The organism is Sphingopyxis sp. 22461 (genome assembly GCF_052044915.1).
GTDB lineage: Bacteria > Pseudomonadota > Alphaproteobacteria > Sphingomonadales > Sphingomonadaceae > Sphingopyxis.
The window spans coordinates 154,838-179,813 of record NZ_JBQENY010000008.1; the positions used below are offsets into that span (position 1 = coordinate 154,838).

20 protein-coding genes are annotated in these 24,976 nt (G+C 66.5%); 13 read left to right on the forward strand and 7 right to left on the reverse strand.

All coding sequences use genetic code 11. The features are described 5' to 3' along the window. Positions 1-19: 19 nt before the first annotated feature. Both dnaK and dnaJ read left to right on the forward strand, forming a co-directional pair. On the forward strand, positions 20-1,927 hold the full coding sequence (gene dnaK / locus ACTJI5_RS14825) for a molecular chaperone DnaK (protein ID WP_058537720.1): 1,908 nt from the start codon (positions 20-22) through the stop codon (positions 1,925-1,927). Between the two features lie 116 nt (positions 1,928-2,043). Further along, positions 2,044-3,171, forward strand: coding sequence for a molecular chaperone DnaJ (gene dnaJ / locus ACTJI5_RS14830; RefSeq protein WP_440860854.1), 1,128 nt, complete (start codon positions 2,044-2,046; stop codon positions 3,169-3,171). Between the two features lie 103 nt (positions 3,172-3,274). Here the strand turns inward: dnaJ and ACTJI5_RS14835 are convergent, their stop codons facing one another. Next, the gene (locus tag ACTJI5_RS14835) at positions 3,275-5,587 is read right to left on the reverse strand and encodes a patatin-like protein (protein WP_440860855.1); all 2,313 of its coding nucleotides are present in this window, start codon (positions 5,585-5,587) and stop codon (positions 3,275-3,277) included. A gap of 143 nt (positions 5,588-5,730) precedes the next feature. On the opposite strand from ACTJI5_RS14835, the gene ACTJI5_RS14840 reads away from it, so the two are divergent. The 4 genes from ACTJI5_RS14840 (at position 5,731) to ACTJI5_RS14855 (ending at position 13,010) form a co-directional block, all read left to right on the forward strand. Continuing rightward, a complete protein-coding gene (locus ACTJI5_RS14840; RefSeq protein ID WP_440860856.1) occupies positions 5,731-7,977 on the forward strand; it encodes a TonB-dependent receptor in 2,247 nt (748 codons plus the stop codon). 2 nt (positions 7,978-7,979) lie between these two features. Next, positions 7,980-9,065 (forward strand): PepSY-associated TM helix domain-containing protein, encoded by a 1,086-nt coding sequence (locus tag ACTJI5_RS14845; protein WP_440860930.1) that lies wholly within the window; start codon positions 7,980-7,982, stop codon positions 9,063-9,065. A 148-nt stretch (positions 9,066-9,213) separates the two neighbouring features. Beyond that, positions 9,214-11,382 (forward strand): primosomal protein N', encoded by a 2,169-nt coding sequence (locus tag ACTJI5_RS14850; RefSeq protein ID WP_440860857.1) that lies wholly within the window; start codon positions 9,214-9,216, stop codon positions 11,380-11,382. Between the two features lie 71 nt (positions 11,383-11,453). Further along, positions 11,454-13,010 (forward strand): tetratricopeptide repeat protein, encoded by a 1,557-nt coding sequence (locus ACTJI5_RS14855; RefSeq protein WP_440860858.1) that lies wholly within the window; start codon positions 11,454-11,456, stop codon positions 13,008-13,010. A 7-nt stretch (positions 13,011-13,017) separates the two neighbouring features. Here ACTJI5_RS14855 and ACTJI5_RS14860 read toward each other — a convergent pair whose 3' ends face one another. From ACTJI5_RS14860 to ACTJI5_RS14870, 3 genes are read right to left on the reverse strand one after another with little or no spacing between them, the layout of a single operon-like run. Further along, positions 13,018-13,776, reverse strand: coding sequence for an isocitrate lyase/PEP mutase family protein (locus ACTJI5_RS14860; protein ID WP_440860859.1), 759 nt, complete (start codon positions 13,774-13,776; stop codon positions 13,018-13,020). Then, the gene (gene ada, locus ACTJI5_RS14865; RefSeq protein ID WP_310257142.1) at positions 13,776-14,810 is read right to left on the reverse strand and encodes a bifunctional DNA-binding transcriptional regulator/O6-methylguanine-DNA methyltransferase Ada; all 1,035 of its coding nucleotides are present in this window, start codon (positions 14,808-14,810) and stop codon (positions 13,776-13,778) included. The genes ACTJI5_RS14860 and ada overlap by 1 nt, the downstream gene beginning before the upstream one ends. Before the next feature lie 2 nt (positions 14,811-14,812). Further along, positions 14,813-15,277 (reverse strand): DUF1203 domain-containing protein, encoded by a 465-nt coding sequence (locus ACTJI5_RS14870; protein WP_440860860.1) that lies wholly within the window; start codon positions 15,275-15,277, stop codon positions 14,813-14,815. A 165-nt stretch (positions 15,278-15,442) separates the two neighbouring features. On the opposite strand from ACTJI5_RS14870, the gene ACTJI5_RS14875 reads away from it, so the two are divergent. Together ACTJI5_RS14875 and ACTJI5_RS14880 are read left to right on the forward strand one after the other, a co-directional pair. Beyond that, a complete protein-coding gene (locus ACTJI5_RS14875) occupies positions 15,443-16,264 on the forward strand; it encodes a DUF2306 domain-containing protein (protein WP_440860861.1) in 822 nt (273 codons plus the stop codon). A 41-nt stretch (positions 16,265-16,305) separates the two neighbouring features. Further along, positions 16,306-17,847 carry a S1C family serine protease gene (locus tag ACTJI5_RS14880; protein WP_440860862.1) on the forward strand — a complete coding sequence of 514 codons (1,542 nt, stop codon included), beginning with the start codon at positions 16,306-16,308 and terminating at the stop codon, positions 17,845-17,847. 3 nt (positions 17,848-17,850) lie between these two features. On the opposite strand, the gene ACTJI5_RS14885 is transcribed toward ACTJI5_RS14880, so the two are convergent. Genes ACTJI5_RS14885 through ACTJI5_RS14895 form a run of 3 tightly spaced genes read right to left on the reverse strand, consistent with a single transcriptional unit; the run spans position 17,851 to position 19,854 of the window. Then, positions 17,851-18,639: an alpha/beta hydrolase gene (locus tag ACTJI5_RS14885; RefSeq protein WP_440860863.1), complete on the reverse strand. Its 789-nt coding sequence runs from the start codon at positions 18,637-18,639 to the stop codon at positions 17,851-17,853. A gap of 10 nt (positions 18,640-18,649) precedes the next feature. Beyond that, positions 18,650-19,180: an AAA family ATPase gene (locus tag ACTJI5_RS14890; protein WP_310257129.1), complete on the reverse strand. Its 531-nt coding sequence runs from the start codon at positions 19,178-19,180 to the stop codon at positions 18,650-18,652. Beyond that, on the reverse strand, positions 19,177-19,854 hold the full coding sequence (locus tag ACTJI5_RS14895) for a dienelactone hydrolase family protein (RefSeq protein WP_440860864.1): 678 nt from the start codon (positions 19,852-19,854) through the stop codon (positions 19,177-19,179). Before ACTJI5_RS14895 ends, ACTJI5_RS14890 begins: the two co-directional genes overlap by 4 nt. 202 nt (positions 19,855-20,056) lie before the next feature. On the opposite strand from ACTJI5_RS14895, the gene ACTJI5_RS14900 reads away from it, so the two are divergent. Genes ACTJI5_RS14900 through ACTJI5_RS14920 form a run of 5 tightly spaced genes read left to right on the forward strand, consistent with a single transcriptional unit; the run spans position 20,057 to position 24,949 of the window. Beyond that, complete coding sequence (locus ACTJI5_RS14900) at positions 20,057-20,623, forward strand: F0F1 ATP synthase subunit delta (protein ID WP_440860865.1); 567 nt, start codon at positions 20,057-20,059, stop codon at positions 20,621-20,623. Between the two features lie 3 nt (positions 20,624-20,626). Continuing rightward, positions 20,627-22,156, forward strand: a complete 1,530-nt coding sequence (gene atpA / locus ACTJI5_RS14905) for a F0F1 ATP synthase subunit alpha (RefSeq protein WP_058537705.1) — start codon at positions 20,627-20,629, stop codon at positions 22,154-22,156. A gap of 51 nt (positions 22,157-22,207) precedes the next feature. Continuing rightward, positions 22,208-23,083 (forward strand): F0F1 ATP synthase subunit gamma, encoded by an 876-nt coding sequence (locus ACTJI5_RS14910; RefSeq protein WP_440860866.1) that lies wholly within the window; start codon positions 22,208-22,210, stop codon positions 23,081-23,083. A gap of 24 nt (positions 23,084-23,107) precedes the next feature. Beyond that, positions 23,108-24,646 (forward strand): F0F1 ATP synthase subunit beta, encoded by a 1,539-nt coding sequence (gene atpD, locus ACTJI5_RS14915; protein WP_440860867.1) that lies wholly within the window; start codon positions 23,108-23,110, stop codon positions 24,644-24,646. A gap of 45 nt (positions 24,647-24,691) precedes the next feature. Then, positions 24,692-24,949, forward strand: a complete 258-nt coding sequence (locus ACTJI5_RS14920) for an ATP synthase F1 subunit epsilon (protein ID WP_037513563.1) — start codon at positions 24,692-24,694, stop codon at positions 24,947-24,949. Positions 24,950-24,976: the final 27 nt, after the last annotated feature.

Sequence of the window (24,976 nt, forward strand, 5' to 3'; positions counted from 1 at the left end):
CAACAAGGACGTAATACCAATGGCCAAAGTGATCGGGATCGACCTCGGCACCACGAACAGCTGTGTCGCGGTGATGGAAGGCGGAAAACCCAAGGTTATCGAAAATGTCGAAGGCACGCGCACGACCCCGTCGATCGTCGCCTTTGCGAAGGATGGCGAGCGCCTGATCGGCCAGCCGGCGAAGCGCCAGGCCGTCACCAATCCCGAAAACACCGTTTTCGCCGTGAAGCGCCTGATCGGCCGCCGCTTCGACGATCCGATCACCAAGAAGGACACCGAGCTGGTCCCCTACACGATCGTCAAGGGCAGCAACGGCGACGCATGGGTCAAGGCCGGTAACGAAGATTATTCGCCGTCGCAGATTTCGGCCTTCATCCTTCAGAAGATGAAGGAAACCGCCGAAGCCTATCTGGGCGAAAAGGTCGAGCAGGCGGTGATCACCGTTCCCGCTTACTTCAACGACGCGCAGCGCCAGGCGACCAAGGACGCCGGCAAGATCGCGGGCCTCGAAGTGCTGCGCATCATCAACGAGCCGACCGCGGCCGCGCTCGCTTACGGCCTCGACAAGACCGAGAACAAGACGATCGCGGTCTATGACCTTGGCGGCGGCACCTTCGACATCTCGATCCTCGAGGTGGGCGACGGCGTGTTCGAAGTGAAGTCGACCAACGGCGACACCTTCCTCGGCGGTGAGGATTTCGACAGCAAGATCGTCGAATATCTGGCCGACGGCTTCAAGAAGGACGAAGGCATCGACCTTCGCGGTGACAAGCTCGCGCTGCAGCGCCTGAAGGAAGCCGCCGAAAAGGCGAAGATCGAACTCTCGTCGGCCGCGACGACCGAGGTCAACCTGCCCTTCATCACCGCCGACGCCAACGGGCCGAAGCACCTCGTCAAGACGATCACGCGCGCCGACCTCGAAAAGCTGGTCGAAGAGCTGGTCAAGCGCACGCTCGAACCCTGCAAGAAGGCGATCAAGGACGCCGGCATTTCGGCGAGCGAGATCGACGAAGTCGTGCTCGTCGGCGGCATGACGCGCATGCCGCGCGTGCGCGAAGTCGTGAAGGATTTCTTCGGCAAGGAGCCGCACACCGGCGTGAACCCTGACGAAGTCGTCGCGATCGGCGCCGCGATCCAGGCGGGCGTGCTGCAGGGCGACGTCAAGGACGTGCTGCTGCTCGACGTCACCCCGCTGTCGCTGGGCATCGAGACGCTGGGCGGCATCATGACCAAGATGATCGACCGCAACACGACGATCCCGACCAAGAAGTCGCAGGTCTATTCCACGGCTGACGACAATCAGTCGGCGGTGACGATCCGCGTGTTCCAGGGCGAGCGCGAAATGGCGCAGGACAACAAGATCCTCGGCCAGTTCGACCTCGTCGGCATCCCGCCCGCGCCGCGCGGTGTGCCGCAGATCGAAGTGACCTTCGACATCGACGCTAACGGCATCGTGTCGGTCCACGCCAAGGATAAGGGCACCGGCAAGGAACAGCAGATCAAGATCCAGGCGTCGGGCGGCCTTTCGGATTCGGACATCGACCAGATGGTCAAGGACGCCGAGCAGTTTGCCGAAGAGGATAAGACGCGCCGTGAGGCGGCCGAGGCGAAGAACAACGCCGAAAGCCTGATCCACTCGACCGAACGCCAGATCATCGAACATGGCGACAAGGTCGACGCGGGCCTCAAGTCCGAGATCGAAGCCGCGATCGCCGAAGCCAAGACCGCGGTCGAAGGCGGCGACGCCGCCGCGATGACCGAAAAGAGCCAGGCGCTCGCGCAGGTCGCGATGAAGCTCGGCCAGGCGATCTACGAGAAGGAGCAGCAGTCGGCCGCATCCCCCGGCGCCGATGAAGCTGGTGAGGCGAAAGCCGACGAAGACGTCGTCGACGCCGAATTCTCCGAAGTCGAAGACGACAAGAAGTAAGAAAATGATCTTCAACCGTCATGCTGGCGAAGGCTGGCATCGCTCTCGGCAAGGCACCGCCAGCCCGATAGCGACCCCGGCTTTCGCCGGGGTGACGGGCTGAAGAGGGGGCCTCTATGTCACTCGACATCGATTATTACGAACTGCTGGAAGTCGAGCGCACCGCCGACGATGCCGCGCTGAAGGCGAGCTACCGCAAGCTCGCGATGAAATATCACCCCGACAAGAATCCGGGGTGCGACAACAGCGAAGCGCGCTTCAAGGCGATCAGCGAAGCCTATGACTGCCTGAAGGACCCGCAGAAGCGCGCCGCCTATGACCGCTTCGGCAAGGCCGGCGTCAACGGCAACGGCGGTTTCGGCGGCGGCAATGGCGCCGATTTCGGCGACATCGGCGATATTTTCGAATCGATCTTCGGCTCGGCGTTCGGCGGCGGACGCCAGCAGCGCGGCCCCGCGCGCGGTGCCGACCTGCGCTACGACATGGAGATCAGGCTCGAGGATGCCTTCGCCGGCGTCACGCGCGAGATCCAGGTCGATGTCGCGGCACGCTGCGAGACGTGCGACGGATCGGGCGCCAAGCCGGGCACACAGACCAACCGCTGCACCACCTGCGCCGGCCACGGCAAGGTGCGCGCGCAGCAGGGTTTCTTCATGGTCGAGCGTACCTGCCCGACCTGTCAGGGTGCGGGCGAGGTCATCGCCGATCCGTGCAACAGTTGTCACGGCGAAGGCCGTGTCGACCGGCGCAAGACGCTGACCGTCAACATCCCCGCGGGGGTCGACGAGGGCACGCGCATCCGCCTGTCGGGCGAGGGCGAGAGCGGCGCGCGCGGCGCGGCGCCGGGCGACCTCTATATTTTCCTGCACATGGCGCGGCACAAGGTGTTCGAGCGCGAGGGCACGACGCTGTTCACGCGTGCGCCGATCAGCTTCACGACCGCGGCACTCGGCGGCGAGATCGGCATTCCCGGCCTCGACGGCCGCATGCACGACATCGCCATCCCCGCGGGCATCCAGTCGGGCAAGCAGCTTCGCCAGCGCGGCGCCGGCATGCCGGTGCTCAACGGCCGCGGCCACGGCGACCTTGTCGTCCAGATCGACGTCGAGACCCCGACGAAGCTCACCGCGCGGCAGAAGGAACTGCTCTGCGAGTTTCGCGAAACCGAGACGGGCGAGGAATGCCCGGCGAGTCAGGGCTTTTTCGGGCGGATCAAGGAAATGTGGGACGATCTGACGGACTAGGAATGCCCGTCGCCCCCGCGAAGGCGGGGGCCGCCATCGGTTTAAGCAGCAGCTGCGGATAATGGCCTCCAGCGGCCCCCGCCTTCGCGGGGCGACGGATCAATTATCCGATCTCTCCTCGTAGCTCGTCGATCAGCGCCTTCACCTTCGGCAGCCTTCCCTCCTCCTCGTCGAGGATAGCGTGGAACGCCCGGCGCTTGATCGCCTTCAGATCCTCGCCCGTCAGCGCCCCCTCGCCGCCGACGCTGCTCGCCACGATATCGATCAACCGGTCGGCGCCGTGGAGCCGCCCCCAGAGATAATCATTCTCGCGGTACGCGCGGCTGAAGAAGGCGCCGAAACTGTTGAACTCGACCCCCTTGAGCATCGCCGCCGCGCCGCCGGTGCGGATCGCGGTCGCGTCCGACGGCGAGATGCGGTCGATCTTGATCGGGTCGAATTCGTCGAACCCCTCGCCCTGCAGCAGCGGCAGCGTCGCGATGTCGTAAAAGGGATAGCCGAGATAGGCGAGCAGGAGCGTCCGCCGGTCGTTCTTGGGCATCGCGGCGAGCCCCGCGGCGATGAGCGCATCGGCCTCGCCATCGACCGTGCGCAGGTCGCGCCGCGCCGCGATCGCGTCGATCCAGTCGCCGGGTCCGGCGTCGGCGGGCAGGTCGAGATCGGCGAGCCAGCTGTCACCCTGCCGGTCGAGATAGAGACCGAGCGCGGTGAAGATCGCCTCGCGCATGTCCTCGCACACCGGGTCGCGGCCATCGCGCGTCGCCTCGACCGCGGTGTCGAGTTCGCGCGCGAGGAAACGCAGGCGGCGGATGCGAAAGCCGAGGTCGTGGGTGCGGAAAAAGACGACCGCGTCGCTGCTCGCGCCTGCACCTTTTTTGCCCGAAATCCGGTCGAGCCCGCGCGCGCGCGCCTCTTCCCACAGCGCGAGGCGCCGGTTGACCTGATGGACGGCGCCCTCGGGCGGCAACAGCCGGTCGATCAGGCTCGCCATCTCCTCGACCACCGCCGACAGCTTGAGGTGGCCATAGGGCGCATAAGCAAAGCCCGCGCGCGCCGACGCCTGATCCTGCGCCTTGGCACGCCATTTTTCGAGCCGCGCAACCGTCGGCGTGTCGAGAAAGAAGGTGGTGCCGAACAGCGCCGCGACCTGCTCCTCGACCTCGACCTTCATTGCGTCGACGATATGCTGCATCCGGCGGATGCGGCGCGACATCCCCTCGATCGCCTCGACATTCTCGCGGATCGGCTGTTCGCGCGGAATTTCGGACAGCGCCCCCAATATGGTGGCCATAAAGCCGGGAAGCCGGGCGGCCTCGCCCGCCACCTGTTCGCCCGGCTTGCCGAAGCTGATCGAGCGATAATCGGGCTTGGGGTCGATATAGACGAAACGGCGATCGATCTCGCGCCGCGCCGGGCGCTGTTTGAGCGCCGCGATCGCGGGCCGGAAGGGCGCATTCGCGAGCACAGAGCCGTCGATCAGCACGCGGTCGGCGGGATCGCCTTCGCCGCCCGCCGGAAGCTGCGCATGGATAAAAGCCTCGCGCCCCGGCCACGCGATCTTGCGCTTTTCGAGCACCCGGTCGAGTTCGCGCAAGGTGAAGGGCGGAAAGGCACCGGGAAAACTCGCCGTCGCGCGCGCCGCCGCGGCCAGCCCCGGCACATCGTCGAGCCGCTTGCCGAACTGGCTGTCCTTGCGAAAATGCAGCATCAACCGATGTTCGTCCTCGGTGACGCGCGGCGGGCTGTTGAGCGCGAGCGGAACGCTGTGCCCCGCAAAATCGGTGACCGAGACGAACAGGTCGACCGGTTGCCCGCCCGGCACCAGCACCGGTCCGCGCGGCCCCGCATCCATCGCGTCGAACGCATCGAGCAGCAGATTGGTGAAGGTCTCGCCGCCGAAGGGCGGTTCGAACCAGCGCGCACGGACGAAGCGCGACAGCTTGACGCGCACCTCGTCCTGCGCGCCGGCGCCGACGGTGCGGTCGATGGCGTTGCCGCGCTTCTTCATCATCCAGCCGGCGATCGGCACCGCCCAGAATTTGGTCGCCGCCGACAGCGGGCGTGCATCGGGGTCGATCAGCCGGTCGACATCGGCGCCGTCGAGCCACAGGTCGGTGAGCGGGTCGAGCGACTGCCCCGTCGCCAGCGCGCGCGCGAGGAAGATGCCGTTGATGCCCCCCGCGCTCGCCCCCGCGACGATGTCGGCGAGCACGCGCAGCCGCACATTGCTGCGCGCCGCGATCTCCGCGAGCAGCTCGCCATAGACTTTGCCCGCCCCGCTCAGCGACGCGCCGTCGTGAAAGGCACGCGACGCCGCGGCGAGCCGCCAGACCTCTTTCGTGATGCCGTGCATATAGACGGCGAGGCTGATGCCGCCGTAGCAAATTAGGGCGAAGCGCAGTTCCTTTTCCCGCATTGGCAAGCTGATAGCGCGCTTTTCGGCACTGTGGCGAATTTTCCACGCGGCGGGACAAAGTAGCAAAACAGCATCGATCGGGCGGATTTTTCCTTGCCTATGCGAATCGCTCTCATTAGCGGCCCTGCCAACAGGAGTTGATAATGATTCGCAAAATTGCCGCCGCCGCGCTGCTCACCACCGCGCTTTCGTCGCCCGCCTTCGCGCAGGACATTGCCCCCGTCGATGCGGACAGCGCGGCGGGCGAGACGATCGTCGTCACCGCGGCGCGCACGATCCTGCCGCCGAACGCGCTGCCGCTCACCATCGATATCATCGGCAAGGATGCGCTCGACCAGCAGCTCGCGATTTCGGGGTCGGTCACCGACGCGGTCGCGAACCTGACCCCCAGCTTCTCGCCGACGCGGCAGAAGCTTTCGGGCTCGGGCGAATCGCTGCGCGGGCGCTCGCCGCTCTATGCGATCAACGGCATTCCGCAATCGACCCCGATGCGCGACGGCAGCCGCGACGGCTTCACGATCGACGGCTTCTTCGTCGACCGCGTCGAGCTGATCTTCGGGTCGAATGCGCTGCAGGGCATCGGCGGCACCGGCGGCATCGTCAACCAGGTCACCGTTGGCGCGCCGAAGGACGAGGGTCTTTCGGGCCGCTTCCTGCTGCAGGGCACCGCCGACAATGATTTTTCGAAGGCCGGGATGGGCGGCAAGGCCGGCGGCCTCGTCCAGTATAAGGCGGGCCGGTTCGACGCGAGCGTCGGCGCGACTTATGAAATCCGCGGCGTGTTTTCGGACGCCAAGGGGCGCCCGATCGGGCTCAACCTGACGCAGGGCGAAACGCAGGACAGCAAGGCGACGAATTTCTTCGCGCGTTTGGGTTATGAATTGTCGCCGAGCGCACGCCTCGACCTGATCGCCAGCCGCTTCGAGCTGAAGGGCGACGGCGACTATGTCGCGGTCGCCGGCAACCGCACGCTCGGCATCCCGACCAGCGCGGTGCGCGGCAACCCGCCGGGCAAGTCGGCGCAAAGCCGCACCGAAAGCGTCGCGCTGTCGCTGACCGACACCGACCTTGGCGGCGGCAATTTTGTCAGCCAGATCTTCTTCAACCGCAGCCGCGACACCTTCGGCGGCGAAATCGTGACGCAGGCGACTTTCCAGGATCCGGCGATCGCCCCCGTCGGCACGCTGTTCGACCAGTCGCAGAACCGCAGCCGCAAGCTCGGCGCCAAGTTCAGCTACGAACGCGCGGTCCCCGGCTTCGAGGATCTGACACTGACGATCGGGTTCGACGCGCTGGTCGACAAGACCGAACAGGCGCTGATCGCGACTGGCCGCCGCTGGGTGCCGCCGAGCGATTTCCGCAGCCTTGCCCCCTTCGGACAGGCGAACCTGAAACTGTTCGACGGCGTTGTGCGCCTCGCAGGCGGGGTCCGCTGGGAAAATGTGAAGATCAAGATCGACGATTATCGCACGCTCGCGTCGACCACCTTCGTCGCCTGCCCCGCGCCGCCCGCCACGCAGCCGGTGCCGTGCGGCCTCGCAAGCTATGGCGGCGTCGCCGTTGCCGGCGGCAAGCCGAAGTTCGAAGACCTGCTGATCAACGGCGGCGTGATCGTCGAACCGTGGGACGGCATCCGCGCCTATGCAAGCTATGCCGAGGGCTTCACCGTTCCCGACATCGGCCGCATCACCCGCGCGGTGAACCGCACGGGCATCGATATCGACAATTTCCTCGATATCTCGCCCGTCGTGTCGAACAATCGCGAGATCGGCTTCGAAGTGAAGCGCGGCCCGGTCGATGCCAGCGCCGCCTATTTCTGGTCGTCGAGCGACAAGGGCCAGCTCCTCGTTACCGGCGCCGACCGCAACTTCGACGTCCAGCGCCTGCGCGTCGAAATCCAGGGGCTCGAAGTCAACCTCGGCGTCCAGACGCCGATCGACGGGCTCAAGCTCAATATCGGCTATGCGCATCTGATCGGCCGCTTCGACAGCGATGCGGTGCCCGACGGCAAGGTCGACAGCGACCTCGACGGGGTCAACATCTCGCCCGACCGCGTCAACCTCGCGGCAAGCTATAACAGCGGCCCCTTCTCGGCGCGCATCCAGACGCAGGTCTATCTGAAGCGCCGCTTCGACGGCAAGGCGCGCGCCGCCGACGATGCGCGGGGCAGCCCGCTCAAGCTGCGCGACAATGATTTTGGCGGCTACACGCTGACCGACGCCTATGTCCGTTACCAGACGGGCTTTGGCGGGATCAGCCTGTCGGCGCAGAATCTCTTCAACAAGCAATATATCGACTATTCGAGCGACACGCGTCTGCCGAGCGACCAGCTGTCCTATTTCGCGGGTCGCGGGCGCACTTTCACCCTCGGCTGGGACTATCGTTTCTGATGATGAAGCTGCTCGACACGCTGCACCGCTGGACGGGGGGCCTGATCGGCCTTGTGCTCGCGCTGCTCGGCCTGTCGGGCACGATCCTGCTCTATGAGCATCTGTGGATCGGATTTCCCGGCACCGGCGATCCGCTGCGCGGCGACCTGACGACGGTCGCCGCGACCACCGAAAAGCTGATGGCGATGCCGGGCGCGCAGGGCATCATCTATGCCGACGAACGTTTCGGGCTCCACCAGCTCCGCTTCGGCAAGGATGCCGGCGCCTATGCGAGCCAGTCGGGCGATATCGTGACGCGCTGGGCGAGCCAGTGGGAGCGGCCCGAGCTCTGGATCTTCGATTTCCACCACCATCTCTTCGCGGGCGACAATGGCGAATGGGTGATCGGGATCGCGGGGCTGTGCGGGCTCTTCTTCGTGATCAGCGGCGTGATCCTGTGGTGGCGCACGCGCAAGACCTTCCAGCTCCGCCTGTGGCCGAAGCGGATGAGCCGCCCGTCGATCGTGATGCATCACCGCGATCTCGGCATCATCGCCGCGCCGCTGCTGCTGATCTCGATCGTCACGGGCACAATGATGATCTTCCGCCCCTTCGCGATGGTGATGATCGCCCCCTTCGGTTCGCCCGCCGAGGCGGCGAAGGCGATCGAGCCGCCGAAATACAAGGGTGGCCCGCTCGCCGGACAGCCCGATTACACCGCGATGCTGACCGAGGCGCGGCGCCGCTTCCCCGACGCCGAATTCCGCATCCTCAGCCTGCCGCGCAAAGAGGGCGACCCGATCATGCTGCGGATGCGCCAGCAGGCCGAATGGCTGCCCAACGGCCGCTCGACCCTGTGGTTCGACGCGGCGAACGGCGAGTTGCTCGGCGCCCGCGATGCGCTCGCGATGCCGGGCGGCGCGCAGGCGTTCAACATGGCCTTCCCGATCCACGCGTCGAAGGTCGGCGGCTGGGCGTGGCGCATCATACTGACGATCTCGGGTCTTTCGCTGACGATGCTCGGCAGCCTTGCGGTGTGGACCTTCTGGTTCAAGCGGCCGAAGCCGGCGAAGCGCCGGGTGAAGAAGGCGGCGTTCGCCCCCACCTGACCTTCGTCGTCACCCCCGACTTGATCCGGGGGTCCATGTCGAGGACGCAGGAATGGATGCCGGATCAAGTCCGGCATGACGAAAGAATGAGGAGCACCGCTCCCCGCGCTTTCCTATTTTACCCGCCGCCCTATATCCTGCGCAGCCCATGACCCGCGCCCGCGTCCTCCTCCTCACCGCCGCCCTCGGCCCGCTCGACTATCGCGTCCCGCGCGAAAACGAGGCGCCGCTCGGCAGCGTCGTGATCGCGCCGCTCGGCCCGCGGCGGCTCGGCGGCGTGGTGTGGGAGGATGCCAGCTTCGGCGCGCCCGAGGCGGTCGGCGACAATCGCCTGCGCAATCTCTACGAAGTCGTGCCCGTCCCGCCGGTGCCCGCGCCGCTCCGCCGCCTCGTCGAATGGACGAGCGACTATTATCTCGCGCCGCCCGGCGCGGTGCTGCGCATGGTGCTCCCCGGGGTCGCCTTCGCCGATGCGCGCCGCCCGATCGTCGAATATCGCGCGACGGGCGAACTGCCCGCACGGATGACCCCGCAGCGCATCGTCGCGCTCGAGGCGATCGGCGACCGGCAGGGCATGGTGCGCGAACTCGCCGCGCTCGCCGAGGTCAGCGACGCGGTGATCCGCGGGCTCGTGAACACGGGGGCGCTCGAAGCCGTGACCGTCTCGGCCGACCAGCCCTACCCCGAACCCGACAGCGGCTTCGCCCCGCCCGACCTCTCCGAAGAACAGACCGCCGCCGCCGCGCAGCTGAGAGACGCGGTGCATGCCGCGAAATTCGACACGTTGCTGCTCGACGGCGTCACCGGATCGGGCAAGACCGAAGTCTATATGGAAGCGATCGCCGCCGCGATCGATGCCGGCAAGCAGGCGCTGGTACTGCTCCCCGAAATCGCGCTCACCGAACCGATGCTCACGCGCTTCACCGCGCGCTTCGGCTGCGAACCCGTCGCCTGGCACAGCGGGCTGCGCTCGGCCGAACGCCGCCGCGCCTGGCACGCGATCGCGTCGGGCGACGCCCGCATCGTCATCGGCGCGCGCTCGGCGCTCTTCCTCCCCTACGCCAATCTCGGCGTCATCGTCGTCGATGAGGCGCACGAAACGAGCTTCAAGCAGGAGGATGGCGTCCATTATCACGCGCGCGACGTCGCGGTGATGCGCGGGCATTTCGAGGGGCTTCCCGTCATCCTCGCGAGCGCGACCCCCGCGCTCGAGAGCCTCGCGATGGTCGAGGCGGGACGTTACCGCCATATTCAGCTTCCCGCGCGCTTCGGCGGCGCGACCTTGCCCGACCTCGCCGCGATCGACATGCGGCAGGATCCGCCCGACCGCGGCCGCTGGCTCGCCCCGCCGCTCGTCGACGCACTCGCCGACCGGCTCCAGAAGGGCGAGCAGAGTCTGCTCTTTTTGAACCGCCGCGGCTTCGCCCCGCTGACCTTGTGCCGGACGTGCGGCCACCGCATCCAGTGCCCGAACTGCACCGCGTGGATGGTCGAGCACCGCCTCGTCCACCGTCTCGCGTGCCACCATTGCGGTCATGTCATGCCGCCGCCGCGGCTCTGCCCCGAATGCGAGGATGAGGACAGCCTTGTCGCGTGCGGTCCCGGGGTCGAACGCGTCGCCGACGAGGTCGCGCTGCGCTTTCCCGAAGCAAGAACCGCCATCGTCACGTCGGATACTTTGTGGTCGCCCGCGAAGGCCGCCGAGTTCGTCGACAATGTCGAGGGCGGGCTGGTCGACATCATCATCGGCACCCAGCTCGTCACCAAGGGCTATCATTTCCCCAACCTCACTCTCGTCGGCGTCGTCGATGCCGACCTCGGCCTCGACGGCGGCGACCTCCGCGCCTCCGAACGCACGTTCCAGCAGATCGCGCAGGTCGCGGGGCGCGCGGGGCGCGGGGTCAAGCCCGGCGAGGTGCTGATCCAGACGCGCGTTCCCGACGCGCCGGTGATGGCCGCGCTCGTCGCCAACGACCGCGACGGCTTCTATTCGGCCGAGGCCGCGGCGCGCAAATTCGCGGGCGCACCGCCCTATGGCCGCTTCGCCGCGCTCGTCATCTCGTCGGAGGACATCGAGGTCGCGCGCGGCGTCGCGCAGCGGCTGGGCCAGAAAGCACCCGTCGCCGACGGCCTCGCCGTCTATGGCCCCGCCCCCGCCCCGCTCGCGATGCTGCGCGGACGCCACCGCTTCCGCCTGCTGCTCCACGCGCCGCGCAGCTTCGACCTGCAGGGCACGATCCGCGACTGGGTGAACAGCGTCGACTGGCCGGCAAAAGCGCGCCTCGCGATCGATATCGACCCCTATAGCTTTGTCTAGCCGCAACAGGGCTTTACTGTAGCCGGGCGCACTGGCAGCATCCCCCAGGGGTTTCGACGCGGGGGCGCAGAATGAAGAGAATCGGCTTGGGCCTGCTGGCCGGGATCGCGGCGGTCGGAATGGCGGGCGCGGCCGAGGCCAAATGGCTGCGCGCCGACACCGACAGTTTCATCATCTACAGCGAGAGCAACGAGAAATCGCTCCGCGAATTCGCGCAGAATTTGCAGCGTTTCGACACCACGCTGCGCCTGCTCTTCAAGGTCGAAACGCCCGGTGAGGAAAGCAAGCTGCCGATCTATCTGGTCGCCGCGGCGCCCGACGTCGCCGAACTGGCAACCGGATCGCGGAGCGCGTCGATCGCGGGCTATTATCGGCAGGACCGCGACGGCAGCTTCGCCATGTCCTTTCGCCAGAACGGCGGCAGCAACGTCACCGGCACATCGGCCTCGCAGCAAGTGCTGTTCCACGAATATAGCCACCATTTCATGAAGCGCCACCTCCGCGCGGCGTTTCCTGCCTGGCTGATCGAAGGGTTCGCGGAATATTATTCGACGGTCGACTTCGACAAGCAGGGCCGCGCGATGATCGGCCATCCGGTCTATCGCCGCGCCTATGGCCTGCTGGCGATGCCGAAAATTCCCGCCGAAAGACTGTTGTTCGAACAACCCCGCGCGATGCGGAACAGCGGGCAGATGGATGTCTATTACGGCCGCGCCTGGGTGCTCACCCACATGCTGTTCCACAGCGCCGCGCGGGGGGACCAGATCAACGTCTATACCAATGCGATCAATGCCGGCACCGACCCCAGACAGGCGGCGACCGACGCCTTTGGCGACCTTGCGCTGCTCGACAAAGATCTGAACCGCTATATCGAGAGCAGGCTCAGCTACCGCACCACGCGCGAGGCCGTTCTCGTCTCGACCAACATCAGGATCGCGCCACTGTCGGCGGACGAGGATGCCGTGGTCATGGCGCGGCTCGAACGGCTGAATGCGCGTGGCGACGCGGCGCGGCTGACCAAAGCGCGCGATACGCTGCGCAAACTGGCGGCCGAGCAGCCCGCCAATGCCGACGTCCAGTTCGAGCTTGCGGCCGCCGAATGGGACATCGACAGCGACAAGCGCGACCTTGCGGCGATGCAGGCCGCGCTGGACAAGGTGCTGGCGGCCAGGCCCGACCATGTCCGCGCCAATGTCCTGCTCGGCCGGCTGAAGCTGTATCAACTGCGCGAAAAGGGCGAGGATGACGCCGCCGCATGGCGCGCGGCACGCAAACCGATCCAGCTCGCCAACCGCACCGATCCCGACGACGCGGTGCCGCTCTACGCCTATTTCGACAGCTTTCTGGCCGAAGGCAAACGGCCGAGCGAGATGGCGATCCAGGCGCTCGAGCGCGCCTTTGTCCTCACGCCGGAAAATATCGAGATGCGGGTCGCCTATGCCATTGCGCTCGCGAATCAGGGTGAGTTCGAACCCGCGTTGCGGCTGGCGCGGACGGTGGCCTTCGATCCGCACGACAATGGCCGGGGCGAAGCGATGCTCGCGCGGCTGGAGGCGATGAAGGCCCGCCGCGCGGGCGCGGCAGGCACCGGCAAGGAAGCCGTCGCCGACGACGCCGACGACGACTAGCCTTTCTTCAATAGTCGGGTTCGGCGCCGCCCAGCACTTGGGCAGCCTGCGCCGCCAGCCATGCCATCGCCGCGGCCCACGGCTGGTGCCCGTGGCTGATCCGCGCGACGCCGAGCGCGGCAAGCTCCTTGTGCGTCGGGCCGCCCTTGCCGCGCAGGATGTTCACCGGCAGCGGCGAGGCGTCGCAGATCGCACCGATGCATTTGGGATCGAGCAGGAACGGCACGAACAGCGACCCCGCGCCCGCATCGGCATAGGCGCGCGCGCGTTCGAGCGTCGCCGCGACGAGCGCGTCGCCGTCCTTCGCCGCATCCTGCCCCAGGAACAGGTCGCAGCGCGCGTTGACGAAGATGCCGGTGTCGGCGGCAGCGCGATAGCGTTCGGCGGCATCTGCAGTCGCGAGCAGTTCCTTCTGCCCGGGCAGCCGGTCTTCCATGTTGATGCCGGCCGCACCTGCATCGCGCGCCAGCGCCACCGATTCGCCCACCGCCGCGGGGTCGTCGCCATAGCCCGCTTCCATATCGATTGTGACGGGCAGGTCTGTGACCGCCAGGATCTGCGCGAGGTTGGCGAGCGCCGCTTCGAGCGGAAAATTCTCGCCGTCGGACGATCCGTGCGCCGACGCGACGCCCCAGCTGCCGGTCGCGATCGCCCTGGCGCCCGTCGCGGCGACCGCCTTCGCGCTTCCCGCGTCCCAGATGTTGATCAGGATCAGCGGATCGCCCGGAACGTGCAACGCGCGGAACTCGGCAACTTTGTCGGCCATCAAAAACTCTCCCTTTTGAGCAATTCTTCCTTGATCGGCAGGCCATAGGCATAGCCGCCGAGCGTTCCGTCGCTGCGTACCACACGGTGGCACGGGATCAGCACCGCCACGTTATTTGCGCCATTCGCGCTCCCCGCCGCACGCACCGCCTTCGGCTTGCCGACCGCCGCGGCGATGTCGGCATAGCTGCGCGTCTCGCCCGCCGGGATTTTCCGGAGCTCGCGCCACACCGCTTCCTGAAAGGCGGTGCCCTTCACGTCGATCGGAATATGATCGAAGCCGTTCACCGGCGCCTCGACCGCGTCGACGACCTGTTTGAGCAAGGCTTCGAACTCTTTGCCGCCTTCGACCAGTTCGGCCGCAGGGAAACGCTCCTCGAGCGCCTCGCGCCCTTCGTCGAAGCTCAGGCGGCACACGCCCTTCTCCGTCGCCGCGACGAGCATTTCGCCAAGGCTGGTCGGCACGACCGCCCAGTGGATCTCGGTGCCCTTGCCGCCGTTCACCCACGCCGACGCCGTCATGCCCATGCGTCCTTCCATATTCTGGTAGAAACGCGACGGCCCCGAAAAGCCCGCGTCGTAAATCGCGTCGGTCACCCGGCTGCCATCGCTCAGCGCCTGCCGCGCGCGCTCTTCGCGCAGCGCGCGGGCATAGGCCGCGGGCGACAGGCCGGTGTGGCGGGTGAAGACGCGCTGGAAATGCGTCGGCGAATAGCCGGTGCGCGCGGCGAGATCACCGAGCGCGAGCGGTTCCTCGCTGCCTTTGATCGCCGCGATCGCCTTGATCACCGCATTTTCGTCGCGCGCGACATCGTCGGGCAGACAGCGCTTGCAAGGGCGGAGGCCCGTGGCGCGCGCCGCGTCGCCGTCGGCGAAGAAGCGGACATTCTGGCGCAAGGGATGGCGCGCTGCGCAGCTTGGCCGGCAATAGATGCCGGTGGTCAGCACCCCGGTGACGAAACGGCCGTCCTGCGCCTTGTCGCGCGCCTGTACCGCTTCCCAACGCTCGTCGTCGGTCATGGCCCTGAAGTCCATGGTCAATTCCTTTCGATTCGCGCGGCAAAACAGCCATAGGCGGCGTTGTGCGCATCGATATAGGCAATCGCATCGTCGGCGAACAGGTCGCGGATCGCGCCATCGGCCTCGCCCGGCCCCGCGAGCCGCGCGGTCTGCAGCATACCCTCGGCATCGAAGGCGCGCAGCGCAAGCGCGCGGCCCTCGAACACCGGCGGCAGTTCATCGCGATAGGTCGCCGCTTCAACGCCCGGCCGCACATAGATTGCATAAGCACTACGATACGGCGTTTCGACATCGTGGCTGGTGTGGTGGAGCAGGATCAGCGCCTCGCCCGCCTTTGCATCCTCGAGGCTGACCCGGCACGGAAAGCCGCGATCGGCGGTCGCGGTGACGCGGCGCGCGTTGAGCGCGGCGAGTCCGGCGTCGTCGAGCGCGAAGAGCGGGGCAAAGGGTTCGGGGTTTAGTCCCTGGATCGAATAGGTCATCGGAATATCCTTTCTCGTGCGTTGGACATTCAATGCCACCGCCCGGTTCGCGCCGCGTCCCGATGCTTGCGTTCAAACATTTCGGCCCAGCTGTGTTACTGTATTATATCATTGACTCACTACGCCGAAAAACGCACTCTCCCGTCGGAAATCGGGGAGCTGAGCATGGCAACCATCGACGCAGCAATCGCATCCGCACGGCCCGCGCGCCGCACCGACTGGCTCGGGCGAAGCGCGACCTTCTGCTATCTCGCTATCGCCGCGGGGCAGCTGCTCTTCACCGCCTTCATCCTGCTCTTCTATTACCCCTCCTCGCTCTCGGGCAATTTCGCGGCGTGGAACGACAAGCCGCTGATCAAGGGATTTGTCGCGGGCGACGGCGCGGGCAACCTGCTCTTCGCGGTGCATGTGCTGATGGCGGCGGTGATCACCTTCGGCGGGCTCGTCCAGCTCGTCCCCGCGATCCGCAGCCGCTGGCCCGCGGTGCATCGCTGGAACGGACGGCTCTACCTCGTCAGCGCGGTCACCCTCGCGCTCGGCGGGCTGTGGCTCACCTGGGTGCGCGAAACCTGGCTCGTGCTCGCCGGTGCGATCGGGATCACGCTCGACGCGCTGCTCATCCTCGCCTTCGCCGCGCTCGCGTGGCGCGCCGCCCGCGCGCGCCGCTTTGTCGAGCACTGCCGCTGGGCGCTGCGCCTCTTCGCGGTCGCCTCGGCGGTGTGGTTCATGCGCGTCGCTTATATGGCGTGGGGCATGGCGACCGGCGGCGCAGGGATCGGCAAGGCGCTCGACGGCCCCTTCGACCTCTTCCTCGCCTTCGCCAGCTCGCTGATCCCGCTCGGGCTGGCCGAGCTTTATCTGCGCGCGGGCGCGCATGGCACCCCGGCGGCGAAAAAAGGCGTCGCGATCATTCTGGCGTTCAGCGGCCTCGTCATCCTTGCCGGCAGCGCCGGCGCGTGGATGATGATGTGGAGCCCTTATATCTAGCCGCGCTTGCCTTCGCGCCGCGAGCGACTAGGTTCCGCGCCATGACCCGCCTCCTCGCGCTGCTGCTCGCCCTTCTTACTCTCTCGCTTCCGGTCCATGCCGCCGACGACATCAGCGCCGCGTCGCGCAGCGTCGTGCGCGTCGTCACCGTCGCGATGGTCGATGGCGAAGTCGTCGGTTTCGGCCACGGCAGCGGCATCGCGATCTCGCCGACAAGGATCGTCACCAACGCGCACGTCGTCGAATCGGCCGCCAAATATCCCGACAATGTCGCATTGGGCGTCGTCCCGTCCGAAGGGCAGAAGAGTTTCGCGGGCAAGCTGATCGCGATCGACACCGCGCGCGATCTTGCGCTGATCGAGATTACCGAGAGCCGCCTGCCCGCCGCCGCGATCTATACCGGCCCGCTCGATTCGGGCGCCGATGTCGTGGCATTGGGCTATCCCGGCAATGTCGACCTTGCGACCGCGCGCAGCGCCAACGACTATATCACCCCGCGCACCCCGACGCGCAGCGAGGGCAATATGTCGAACACGCAGAGCGTCGACGGGGTCGCGATGCTGATCCACACCGCGAAGATTTCGCGCGGCAATTCGGGCGGCCCGCTCGTCGATCAGTGCGGCCGCATCACCGGGATCAATACCGCGATCACGCGCGCCGACGACGGCGATTCGCCCTTCGCCTTTGCCATTTCCGGGCGCGAGCTCATGCGCTTCCTCGCCGATGCGAACCAGCAATATACCAGCGTCGGCACGCCGTGCCTGTCGCTCGCCGAAGCCGACGCCCGCGATCGCGCCGCGATCGACGCCGAAGCGCGCGCGAGCGCCGAGGCGAATGCCGCGAAGAACGCCGCCGCCCGGCTCGACCGCGAATTGAAGCAGGCGCGCGCCGCGGAAGACGCGCTCGCCGCGCGCGAAAACCGCATCGCGCTCGCGGGCGTGTTCTTCGTGATCGGCGCGCTCGCCGCGGGCGCCGGCCTGCTCTTCTACAGCCAGAAGAATCTGCGCAACGCCAAGATCGCGGGCGGTGCGGGCGCGGTGCTGATGCTCGGCGCCGCGATCCTGTTCGTCACGCGTCCCGACGCGCACGCCGAGATCGCAGAAGAAGCGGCGACCGCCGCCGCCACCGAAACGCCCAAACTTGCGCAGGGCAATTTCCTCTGCACGATCCGCCCCGACCGCAGCCGCATCACCGTATCGGCGACGACCGACGTACCGATCACCATCGGCAAGAGCGGCTGCGTCAACGGGCGCACGCAATATACGCGGGGCGCCGACGACCGCTGGCAGCGCATCCTCGTGCCGAACGACGAGGCGACGGTCACCGTCGCGTCGATCGATTCGACCGGGCGCGATTACCGCGTCGACCGCTATCTGCTCGACGCCGAAACGATGACCAAGGCGCGCGAGACGCGCGCGACGGTCACGCTCAAGAGCTGCACCGCCAACCCCGACGAGCTCGCAGGGCTCGCCGCGCAGCAGGACGCGATCCGCAGCGCGCTGCCCGCCAGCCCGAACGAGCGGCTCGTCTATCGCTGCCAGCCGGCGAGCAGCGCAGCGGTCAAACCGGCGACCGGCGGCTGACCGTCAGCGGAGTCCGCCAACCCATTTCGTGAGAATCGCCTGCGCGGGGGCGGTGTAGGCCAGCTCGTGCCCAACCCCTGCGACACGCGCGACCGTCGCGTCGGGCCGCGCCCGCGCCAGTCGATCCAGATTGGCGGGCGTCACCAGCGTGTCGGCGTCGCCCTGCATCAGATAGACAGGCGCCTTCACGCGGGCCAGCTTTGCCGCATTGTCGAACCGGTCGCGCACCAGCCAGCGCGGGACGAGCGGGACCTGGCTCTTCACGACCGACGGCAAATCCGAAAACCCCGACACGAGGATCAACGCCGCGACATCGTACCGCAGCGCCATTTCGGTCGCCGGTCCCGAGCCGACCGAATTGCCGACGACGACGATCTGGCGCGGATCGACCCCGGCCCCGGCGAGCCAGCGCATCGCCGCCGCGCCATCGCGATAGAGGTCCGCCTCGCCCGGCGATCCGGGATTGCCGCCATAGCCGCGATATTCGACCAGCATCAGCCCGTGCCCCGCCGCCGCCGGCCCGCGCGTCGCCTCGATCGCGCCGAGCATATTGTCGCCATTGCCGTGGAAGAAGAGGAGCGTCTTCTTGCCCGGCAGCGCGGGGCGATAGAAGGCCGAGAGCCGCAGCCCGTCGTCGGTGCGGGTGTGGACGAGGCGGAAGCCTTGCGGCGGCGCCTGCGGATAGTGTGATGGCGCCGGAAAGATCAGCCGGCGCTGCTGCGTATAGAGCAGCGCCGCCGCGACGAGTGCGAAGACGGCAAGCGCCAGTAGCAGGTTCAGGGCGAGCTTCACGCGTTGCGCGCTATCCGAGGCCGAGCGCGGCGCGAATCCGCTCCGCCGCTTCGGCGGGAAGCATGGCCCCCGAATCGATCGCGACCCGCGCGGCGGGAAGCGCGGGATAGGCGAAGGCGCCGGTCGCCGCGAGTTCGCGATACAACGCAACCGACGACAATTTGCCGCTTGCCTGCCGCGACGGCGCGTCGAGACGGGCTTCGACAATCTCTCGCGCGCACGTCAGCGCGACGAAATCGACCCGCCCCCCGGCCTGTTCGACCAGCGCGACGACCCGCTCTGGAAAATCGGGGGCGACGCTCGCCTCGGGATGGAAGGTGAAGATCAGCGATCGCCCGCCGGCCGCGGCCGCGCGAAATACATCCATCCACATCGTCTCGCGCAGTTCGACAAAGGCGTCGCTGCCGAAGGGAAAGACCGCCAGCAGCGCATCGACGACCAGATGATTGTGGAACAGCGGCAGCCCGGTCTGCGCCGCAAGTTCGCGCGCGACGGTCAGCTTGCCCGACGCCGCGGGACCATGGATGAAGACCAGCCTCATCCCCCGCACGCCCTGAACAGCATCAGCGTGCGCTCGCGCGCTCGGGTTGCGCTCGCTTCGTGATAATCCTTGCGCCGGTCGCTGTTGAAGCCGTGCCCCGCGTCATAGACGAAGATTTGCGCGGTCGGGTGATCCTTCGCGATCAGCGCCTCGACGCCTTCCATCGGGATGCCGTCGTCATAGCGGCCGAAATGGGCGATCGCCGCGCAGGCGGGTGCCTCGTCCTTGAACATCGTCGGCACGAGGCTGCCATAATAGGCCGAGGACGCCGCAAGGTCGGCGCTGATCTGCGCCATCCGCCACGCGACCGAGCCGCCATAGCAATAGCCGGTGATGAACACCGGACCTTTGCCCTTGAGCGCATCGATGCACGTCTGCGCGTCCTTCAGGCTCTGCTCGAACGGATGCAGCTCGCGCGCCAGCTGGACCGCGCGCTGGAACTGCGGCCCCGAATAGTCGCTCTCGAACCCCGGATGCTCGCGGTCGAAGAGCGCGGGCGACAGTACCTCATAGCCCTCGGCGGCAAACTCGTCGCACATTTCGCGGATATGGTCGGTAACCCCGAAGATTTCCTGGATCAGCACCAGACCGCCACGCCGCACGCCGTCGGGCTGCGCGTGATAGACCGCGATCTCGGCACCATCGTCCATCGTCATCCGGATCATCTCGCCCATCGTGCACCTTCCCTTCGACGTCATATTTTTTGGTTCGCCCGTCCCTATCGCACGAAGGGGCAAAAGCAATCGTGCCCCCGCCTTGCATTGCAGCAAAATCGTTGCTAGGCGCGCCGCGACTTCGCGTGGGGGGCATTCGTCGAATATCCCCGAAAAGCGCGCGACCCATCCCCCACGGGATAGCAACAAAGGACTTTCACGCGTGGAGAATTCCGGCGGCATTCAGGGCAACATCACGGCGGGCCTCGCGGGCCGTTATGCAGTCGCTTTGTTCGATCTGGCGCGCGAATCGAACGCGATCGATGCGGTGGCCAAGAGCCTTGCGACGCTTCGCGCCGGCCTGACCGAATCGACCGACCTGTCGGCGCTGATCGCCAGCCCGGTCGTCGCCCGCGCCGACGCCGCGAACGCGATCGCCGCGGTCGCCAAGGCGATGAAGCTCGATTCGCTGACCGCGAAGTTCCTCGGCGTGCTCGCCGAGAATCGCCGCCTCGCCGATCTGCCCGGGATGATCGACGCCTTCGACGCGATCGTCGCCGATCACCGCGGCGAAGTGACCGCGAAGGTCACCAGCGCGCATCCGCTTTCGGCCGCGCAGCTCAAAGAGCTGACCGCGAACCTCAAATCCCGTGTCGGGCGCGACGTCACCGTCGCCGCGACCGTCGACCCCGCCATTCTTGGCGGTCTCGTCGTCCAGCTGGGCAGCCAGCTGATCGACGGCAGCATCCGTACCCGTCTCAATAGCTTCGCACAGGCGATGAAAGGCTAAACCATGGAAATCCGCGCCGCTGAAATCAGCAAGGTCATCAAGGACCAGATCGCCAATTTCGGCACCGACGCAACGGTCAGCGAAATCGGCAAGGTTCTGTCGGTCGGCGACGGCATCGCCCGCGTCCACGGCCTCGACAACGTCCAGGCCGGTGAAATGGTTGAATTCGCCAATGGCGTGCAGGGCATGGCGCTCAACCTCGAAGCCGACAATGTCGGCATCGTGATCTTCGGCTCGGACGCCGAGATCAAGGAAGGCGACACCGTCAAGCGCACCGGCACGATCGTCGACGTCCCCGTCGGCAAGGGCCTGCTCGGCCGCGTCGTCGATGGCCTCGGCAACCCGATCGACGGCAAGGGCCCGATCAAGGCCGAAAAGCGCATGCGCGTCGAAGTGAAAGCGCCGGGCATCATCCCGCGCACCTCGGTTCACGAACCCGTCCAGACCGGCCTCAAGGCGCTCGACGCGCTCGTCCCCGTCGGCCGCGGCCAGCGCGAACTGATCATCGGCGATCGCCAGACCGGCAAGACCGCCGTCGCGATCGACACCTTCATCAACCAGAAGGAAGCCAACGCGGGCGATGACGAGAGCAAGAAGCTCTATTGCATCTATGTCGCGATCGGCCAGAAGCGCTCGACCGTCGCGCAGATCGTCCGCCAGCTCGAAGAAAATGGCGCGATGGAATATTCGATCGTCGTCGCCGCGACCGCGTCGGAGCCCGCTCCGCTGCAGTTCCTCGCACCCTACACCGGCTGCACGATGGGCGAATATTTCCGCGACAACGGCATGCACGCCGTGATCGTCTATGACGATCTGTCGAAGCAGGCCGTCGCTTACCGCCAGATGTCGCTGCTGCTGCGCCGCCCGCCGGGCCGCGAAGCTTATCCCGGCGACGTGTTCTATCTGCACAGCCGCCTGCTCGAGCGTTCGGCAAAGATGAACGCCGACAATGGTTCGGGCTCGCTGACCGCGCTGCCGATCATCGAAACGCAAGCGGGCGACGTTTCGGCGTACATCCCGACCAACGTGATTTCGATCACCGACGGCCAGATCTTCCTCGAAACCAACCTGTTCAACGCCGGTATCCGCCCGGCGATCAACGTCGGTCTGTCGGTGTCGCGCGTCGGCTCGGCCGCGCAGACCAAGGCGATGAAAAAGGTGTCGGGCTCGATCAAGCTCGAACTCGCACAGTATCGCGAAATGGAAGCCTTCGCGCAGTTCGGTTCGGACCTCGACGCGTCGACGCAGAAGCTGCTCAACCGCGGCGCGCGCCTGACGCAGCTGCTGAAGCAGCCGCAGTTCCAGCCGATGCCGTTCGAAGAGCAGACCGCGTCGATCTTTGCCGGCACCAACGGCTATCTCGACAATGTCGCGACCACCGACGTCTCGCGTTACGAACAGGCGATGATCGCCTATCTGCGCAGCGACCACGCCGGCGTGCTCAAGACGATCCGCGACACCAAGGATCTTGGCGATGACGCCAAGAAGGGCCTCGTTGCCGCGCTCGAAGCGTTCGCCAAGATTTTCGCTTAAAGGTTTACGTCGTCCCGGCCCCGGCCGGGATGACGAAATATAGGGGCCTTCATGGCAAACCTGAAAGAACTCAAAGGGCGGATCAACTCGGTCAAATCGACCCAGAAGATCACCAAGGCCAAGAAAATGGTCGCAGCCGCCAAGCTGCGCAAGGCGCAGGCGGCTGCCGAAGCCGCGCGTCCTTACGCCGAGCGCCTCGAAGGCGTCGTCGCCAGCCTGGCGTCGAAGGTCGGCGGGTCGGACAGCGCGCCGAAGCTTTTGTCGGGCACCGGCAAGAGCGACACGCACCTGCTCGTCGTGCTCAACAGCGACCGCGGCCTTGCGGGCGCGTTCAACTCGAACATCGTCAAGGCCGCGCGCGACAAGGCGCTCGAACTGCAGGCAGAGGGCAAGAAGGTTCTCTTCTACCTGATCGGCCGCAAGGGCCGTCCGGTCATCGGACGCCTGTTCGCGGGCCAGATCACCGAGCTCTATGAGACGACCGGCATCCGCGACATCGGCTTCGACCAGGCGCATGAAGTTTCGGCGAAGGTCATGGAGATGTACGAAGCCGGCGTGTTCGACGTCGCGCATCTCTTCTATTCGAAGTTCCGTTCGGCGCTCCTCCAGGAAGCGACCGGCCAGCAGCTGATCCCCGTTCCCGCGCCGGTCGACGTTCCGGCATCGAGCGGCGCCGCGGTCGAATATGAGCCCGACGAGGAAGCGATCCTCGCCGACCTGCTCCCGCGCAACATCACGATCCAGATCTTCAAGGGCATCCTTGAAAACGCCGCGTCCGAACAGGGTGCGTCGATGACCGCGATGGACAATGCGACGCGCAACGCGGGCGACCTGATCAACAAGCTGACCATCATTTACAACCGCACGCGTCAGGCGGCGATCACGACCGAACTTATCGAAATCATCGCTGGCGCCGAAGCGCTCTAACCGATCAACCCGAGGAAGAAGACAATGGCAACCGCACCCACCGCCGCGAAAAAGGCGCCCGCCAAGAAGCCCGCCGCGCCCAAGGCCGCTGCGCCGAAGAAGGCTGCTGCTCCCAAGGCTGCGAGCACCGGCACCGCCACGGGCCGCATCGCACAGGTCATCGGCGCCGTCGTCGACGTCCAGTTCACCGGCCAGCTCCCCGCGATTCTGAACGCGCTCGAAACCGACAACAACGGCAGCCGCCTGGTTCTCGAAGTCGCGCAGCACCTCGGCGAGAACACCGTCCGCACCATCGCGATGGACGCGACCGACGGCCTGACGCGCGGCCAGCCCGTCACCGACACCGGCGCGCAGATCTCGGTCCCCGTCGGCCCGCAGACGCTCGGCCGCATCCTCAACGTCATCGGCGAGCCGATCGACGAACAGGGTCCGGTGAACGCCGTCAGCCGCGCGCCGATCCACGCCAAGGCTCCCGAATTCGTCGACCAGTCGACCGAAAGCAGCATCCTCGTCACCGGCATCAAGGTCATCGACCTGATCGCGCCTTACGCAAAGGGCGGCAAGATCGGCCTGTTCGGCGGCGCGGGCGTCGGCAAGACGGTGCTCATCCAGGAACTGATCAACAACATCGCCAAGGGCCATGGTGGTACGTCGGTGTTCGCGGGCGTCGGTGAACGCACCCGCGAAGGCAACGATCTGTATCACGAATTCCTCGACGCCGGCGTTATCGCCAAGGACAAGGACGGCAATCCGACCCCCGAGGGCTCGAAGGTTGCGCTGGTGTTCGGCCAGATGAACGAACCCCCGGGCGCCCGTGCCCGCGTCGCGCTCTCGGGTCTGACGATCGCCGAATATTTCCGCGATCAGGAAGGCCAGGACGTGCTCTTCTTCGTCGACAACATCTTCCGCTTCACGCAGGCGGGTTCGGAAGTGTCGGCACTGCTCGGCCGTATTCCGTCGGCCGTGGGCTACCAGCCGACGCTGTCGACCGACATGGGCGCGCTGCAGGAACGCATCACGTCGACGAACAAGGGCTCGATCACCTCGGTGCAGGCCATCTACGTTCCCGCAGATGACCTTACCGACCCTGCCCCGGCAACCTCGTTCGCCCACCTGGACGCGACGACGACGCTCAACCGCGCGATTTCGGAACTCGGCATCTATCCGGCGGTCGATCCGCTCGATTCGACCAGCCGCGTGCTGACCGCCGCGATCGTCGGCCAGGAGCATTATGAAACCGCCCGCCGCGTTCAGGAAACGCTGCAGAAGTACAAGTCGCTTCAGGACATCATCGCGATTCTCGGCATGGACGAGCTTTCGGAAGAAGATAAGCTGGTCGTCGCCCGCGCGCGCAAGATCCAGCGCTTCCTGTCGCAGCCGTTCCACGTCGCCGAAGTCTTCACCAACATCCCCGGCAAGTTCGTGGCGATCGAAGACACGGTGAAGTCGTTCAAGGCGGTGGTCGACGGCGAATATGACCATCTGCCCGAAGCGGCCTTCTACATGGTCGGCGGCATCGACGAAGCGGTCGCCAAGGCCGCGAAGCTCGCCGAAGACGCGTAACACACCTACACCCCTCCCCCGGCGGGAGGGGTTTAAGGACATATCATGGCTCTGAAGTTCGAACTCGTCACCCCCGCCCGCCTCGAGCGGACCGCCGACGTCCATATGGTCACCGTGCCGGGGACCGAGGGCGATTTCTCGGTGCTCGAAGGCCACGCGCCCTTCATGGCGACGCTGCGCAACGGGCCGCTGACCATCTATGCGACCGCGGGCGCCGCGCCCGAGGTGATCGAGGTCGAAGGCGGCTTTGCCGAGGTTAACGAAGCCGGCCTCACCGTTCTGGCCGAGCATATCGCAAGCTGATCGCTTCCGCCGTCCACGGCGATCAAA

What these genes read in the sequence shown, in the direction of transcription:
- ACTJI5_RS14870 (WP_440860860.1), bottom strand. Translation starts at nt 15,277, where the DNA reads ATGACCTATTCGATCCAGGGACTAAACCCCGAACCCTTTGCCCCGCTC.
- atpD (WP_440860867.1), top strand. Translation starts at nt 23,108, where the DNA reads ATGGCAACCGCACCCACCGCCGCGAAAAAGGCGCCCGCCAAGAAGCCC.
- ACTJI5_RS14880 (WP_440860862.1), top strand. Translation starts at nt 16,306, where the DNA reads ATGACCCGCCTCCTCGCGCTGCTGCTCGCCCTTCTTACTCTCTCGCTT.
- ACTJI5_RS14920 (WP_037513563.1), top strand. Translation starts at nt 24,692, where the DNA reads ATGGCTCTGAAGTTCGAACTCGTCACCCCCGCCCGCCTCGAGCGGACC.
- ACTJI5_RS14835 (WP_440860855.1), bottom strand. Translation starts at nt 5,587, where the DNA reads ATGCGGGAAAAGGAACTGCGCTTCGCCCTAATTTGCTACGGCGGCATC.
- ACTJI5_RS14875 (WP_440860861.1), top strand. Translation starts at nt 15,443, where the DNA reads ATGGCAACCATCGACGCAGCAATCGCATCCGCACGGCCCGCGCGCCGC.
- dnaK (WP_058537720.1), top strand. Translation starts at nt 20, where the DNA reads ATGGCCAAAGTGATCGGGATCGACCTCGGCACCACGAACAGCTGTGTC.
- ACTJI5_RS14855 (WP_440860858.1), top strand. Translation starts at nt 11,454, where the DNA reads ATGAAGAGAATCGGCTTGGGCCTGCTGGCCGGGATCGCGGCGGTCGGA.
- ada (WP_310257142.1), bottom strand. Translation starts at nt 14,810, where the DNA reads ATGGACTTCAGGGCCATGACCGACGACGAGCGTTGGGAAGCGGTACAG.
- ACTJI5_RS14840 (WP_440860856.1), top strand. Translation starts at nt 5,731, where the DNA reads ATGATTCGCAAAATTGCCGCCGCCGCGCTGCTCACCACCGCGCTTTCG.
- ACTJI5_RS14895 (WP_440860864.1), bottom strand. Translation starts at nt 19,854, where the DNA reads ATGGGCGAGATGATCCGGATGACGATGGACGATGGTGCCGAGATCGCG.
- ACTJI5_RS14845 (WP_440860930.1), top strand. Translation starts at nt 7,980, where the DNA reads ATGAAGCTGCTCGACACGCTGCACCGCTGGACGGGGGGCCTGATCGGC.
- ACTJI5_RS14860 (WP_440860859.1), bottom strand. Translation starts at nt 13,776, where the DNA reads ATGGCCGACAAAGTTGCCGAGTTCCGCGCGTTGCACGTTCCGGGCGAT.
- ACTJI5_RS14910 (WP_440860866.1), top strand. Translation starts at nt 22,208, where the DNA reads ATGGCAAACCTGAAAGAACTCAAAGGGCGGATCAACTCGGTCAAATCG.
- dnaJ (WP_440860854.1), top strand. Translation starts at nt 2,044, where the DNA reads ATGTCACTCGACATCGATTATTACGAACTGCTGGAAGTCGAGCGCACC.
- ACTJI5_RS14850 (WP_440860857.1), top strand. Translation starts at nt 9,214, where the DNA reads ATGACCCGCGCCCGCGTCCTCCTCCTCACCGCCGCCCTCGGCCCGCTC.
- atpA (WP_058537705.1), top strand. Translation starts at nt 20,627, where the DNA reads ATGGAAATCCGCGCCGCTGAAATCAGCAAGGTCATCAAGGACCAGATC.
- ACTJI5_RS14890 (WP_310257129.1), bottom strand. Translation starts at nt 19,180, where the DNA reads ATGAGGCTGGTCTTCATCCATGGTCCCGCGGCGTCGGGCAAGCTGACC.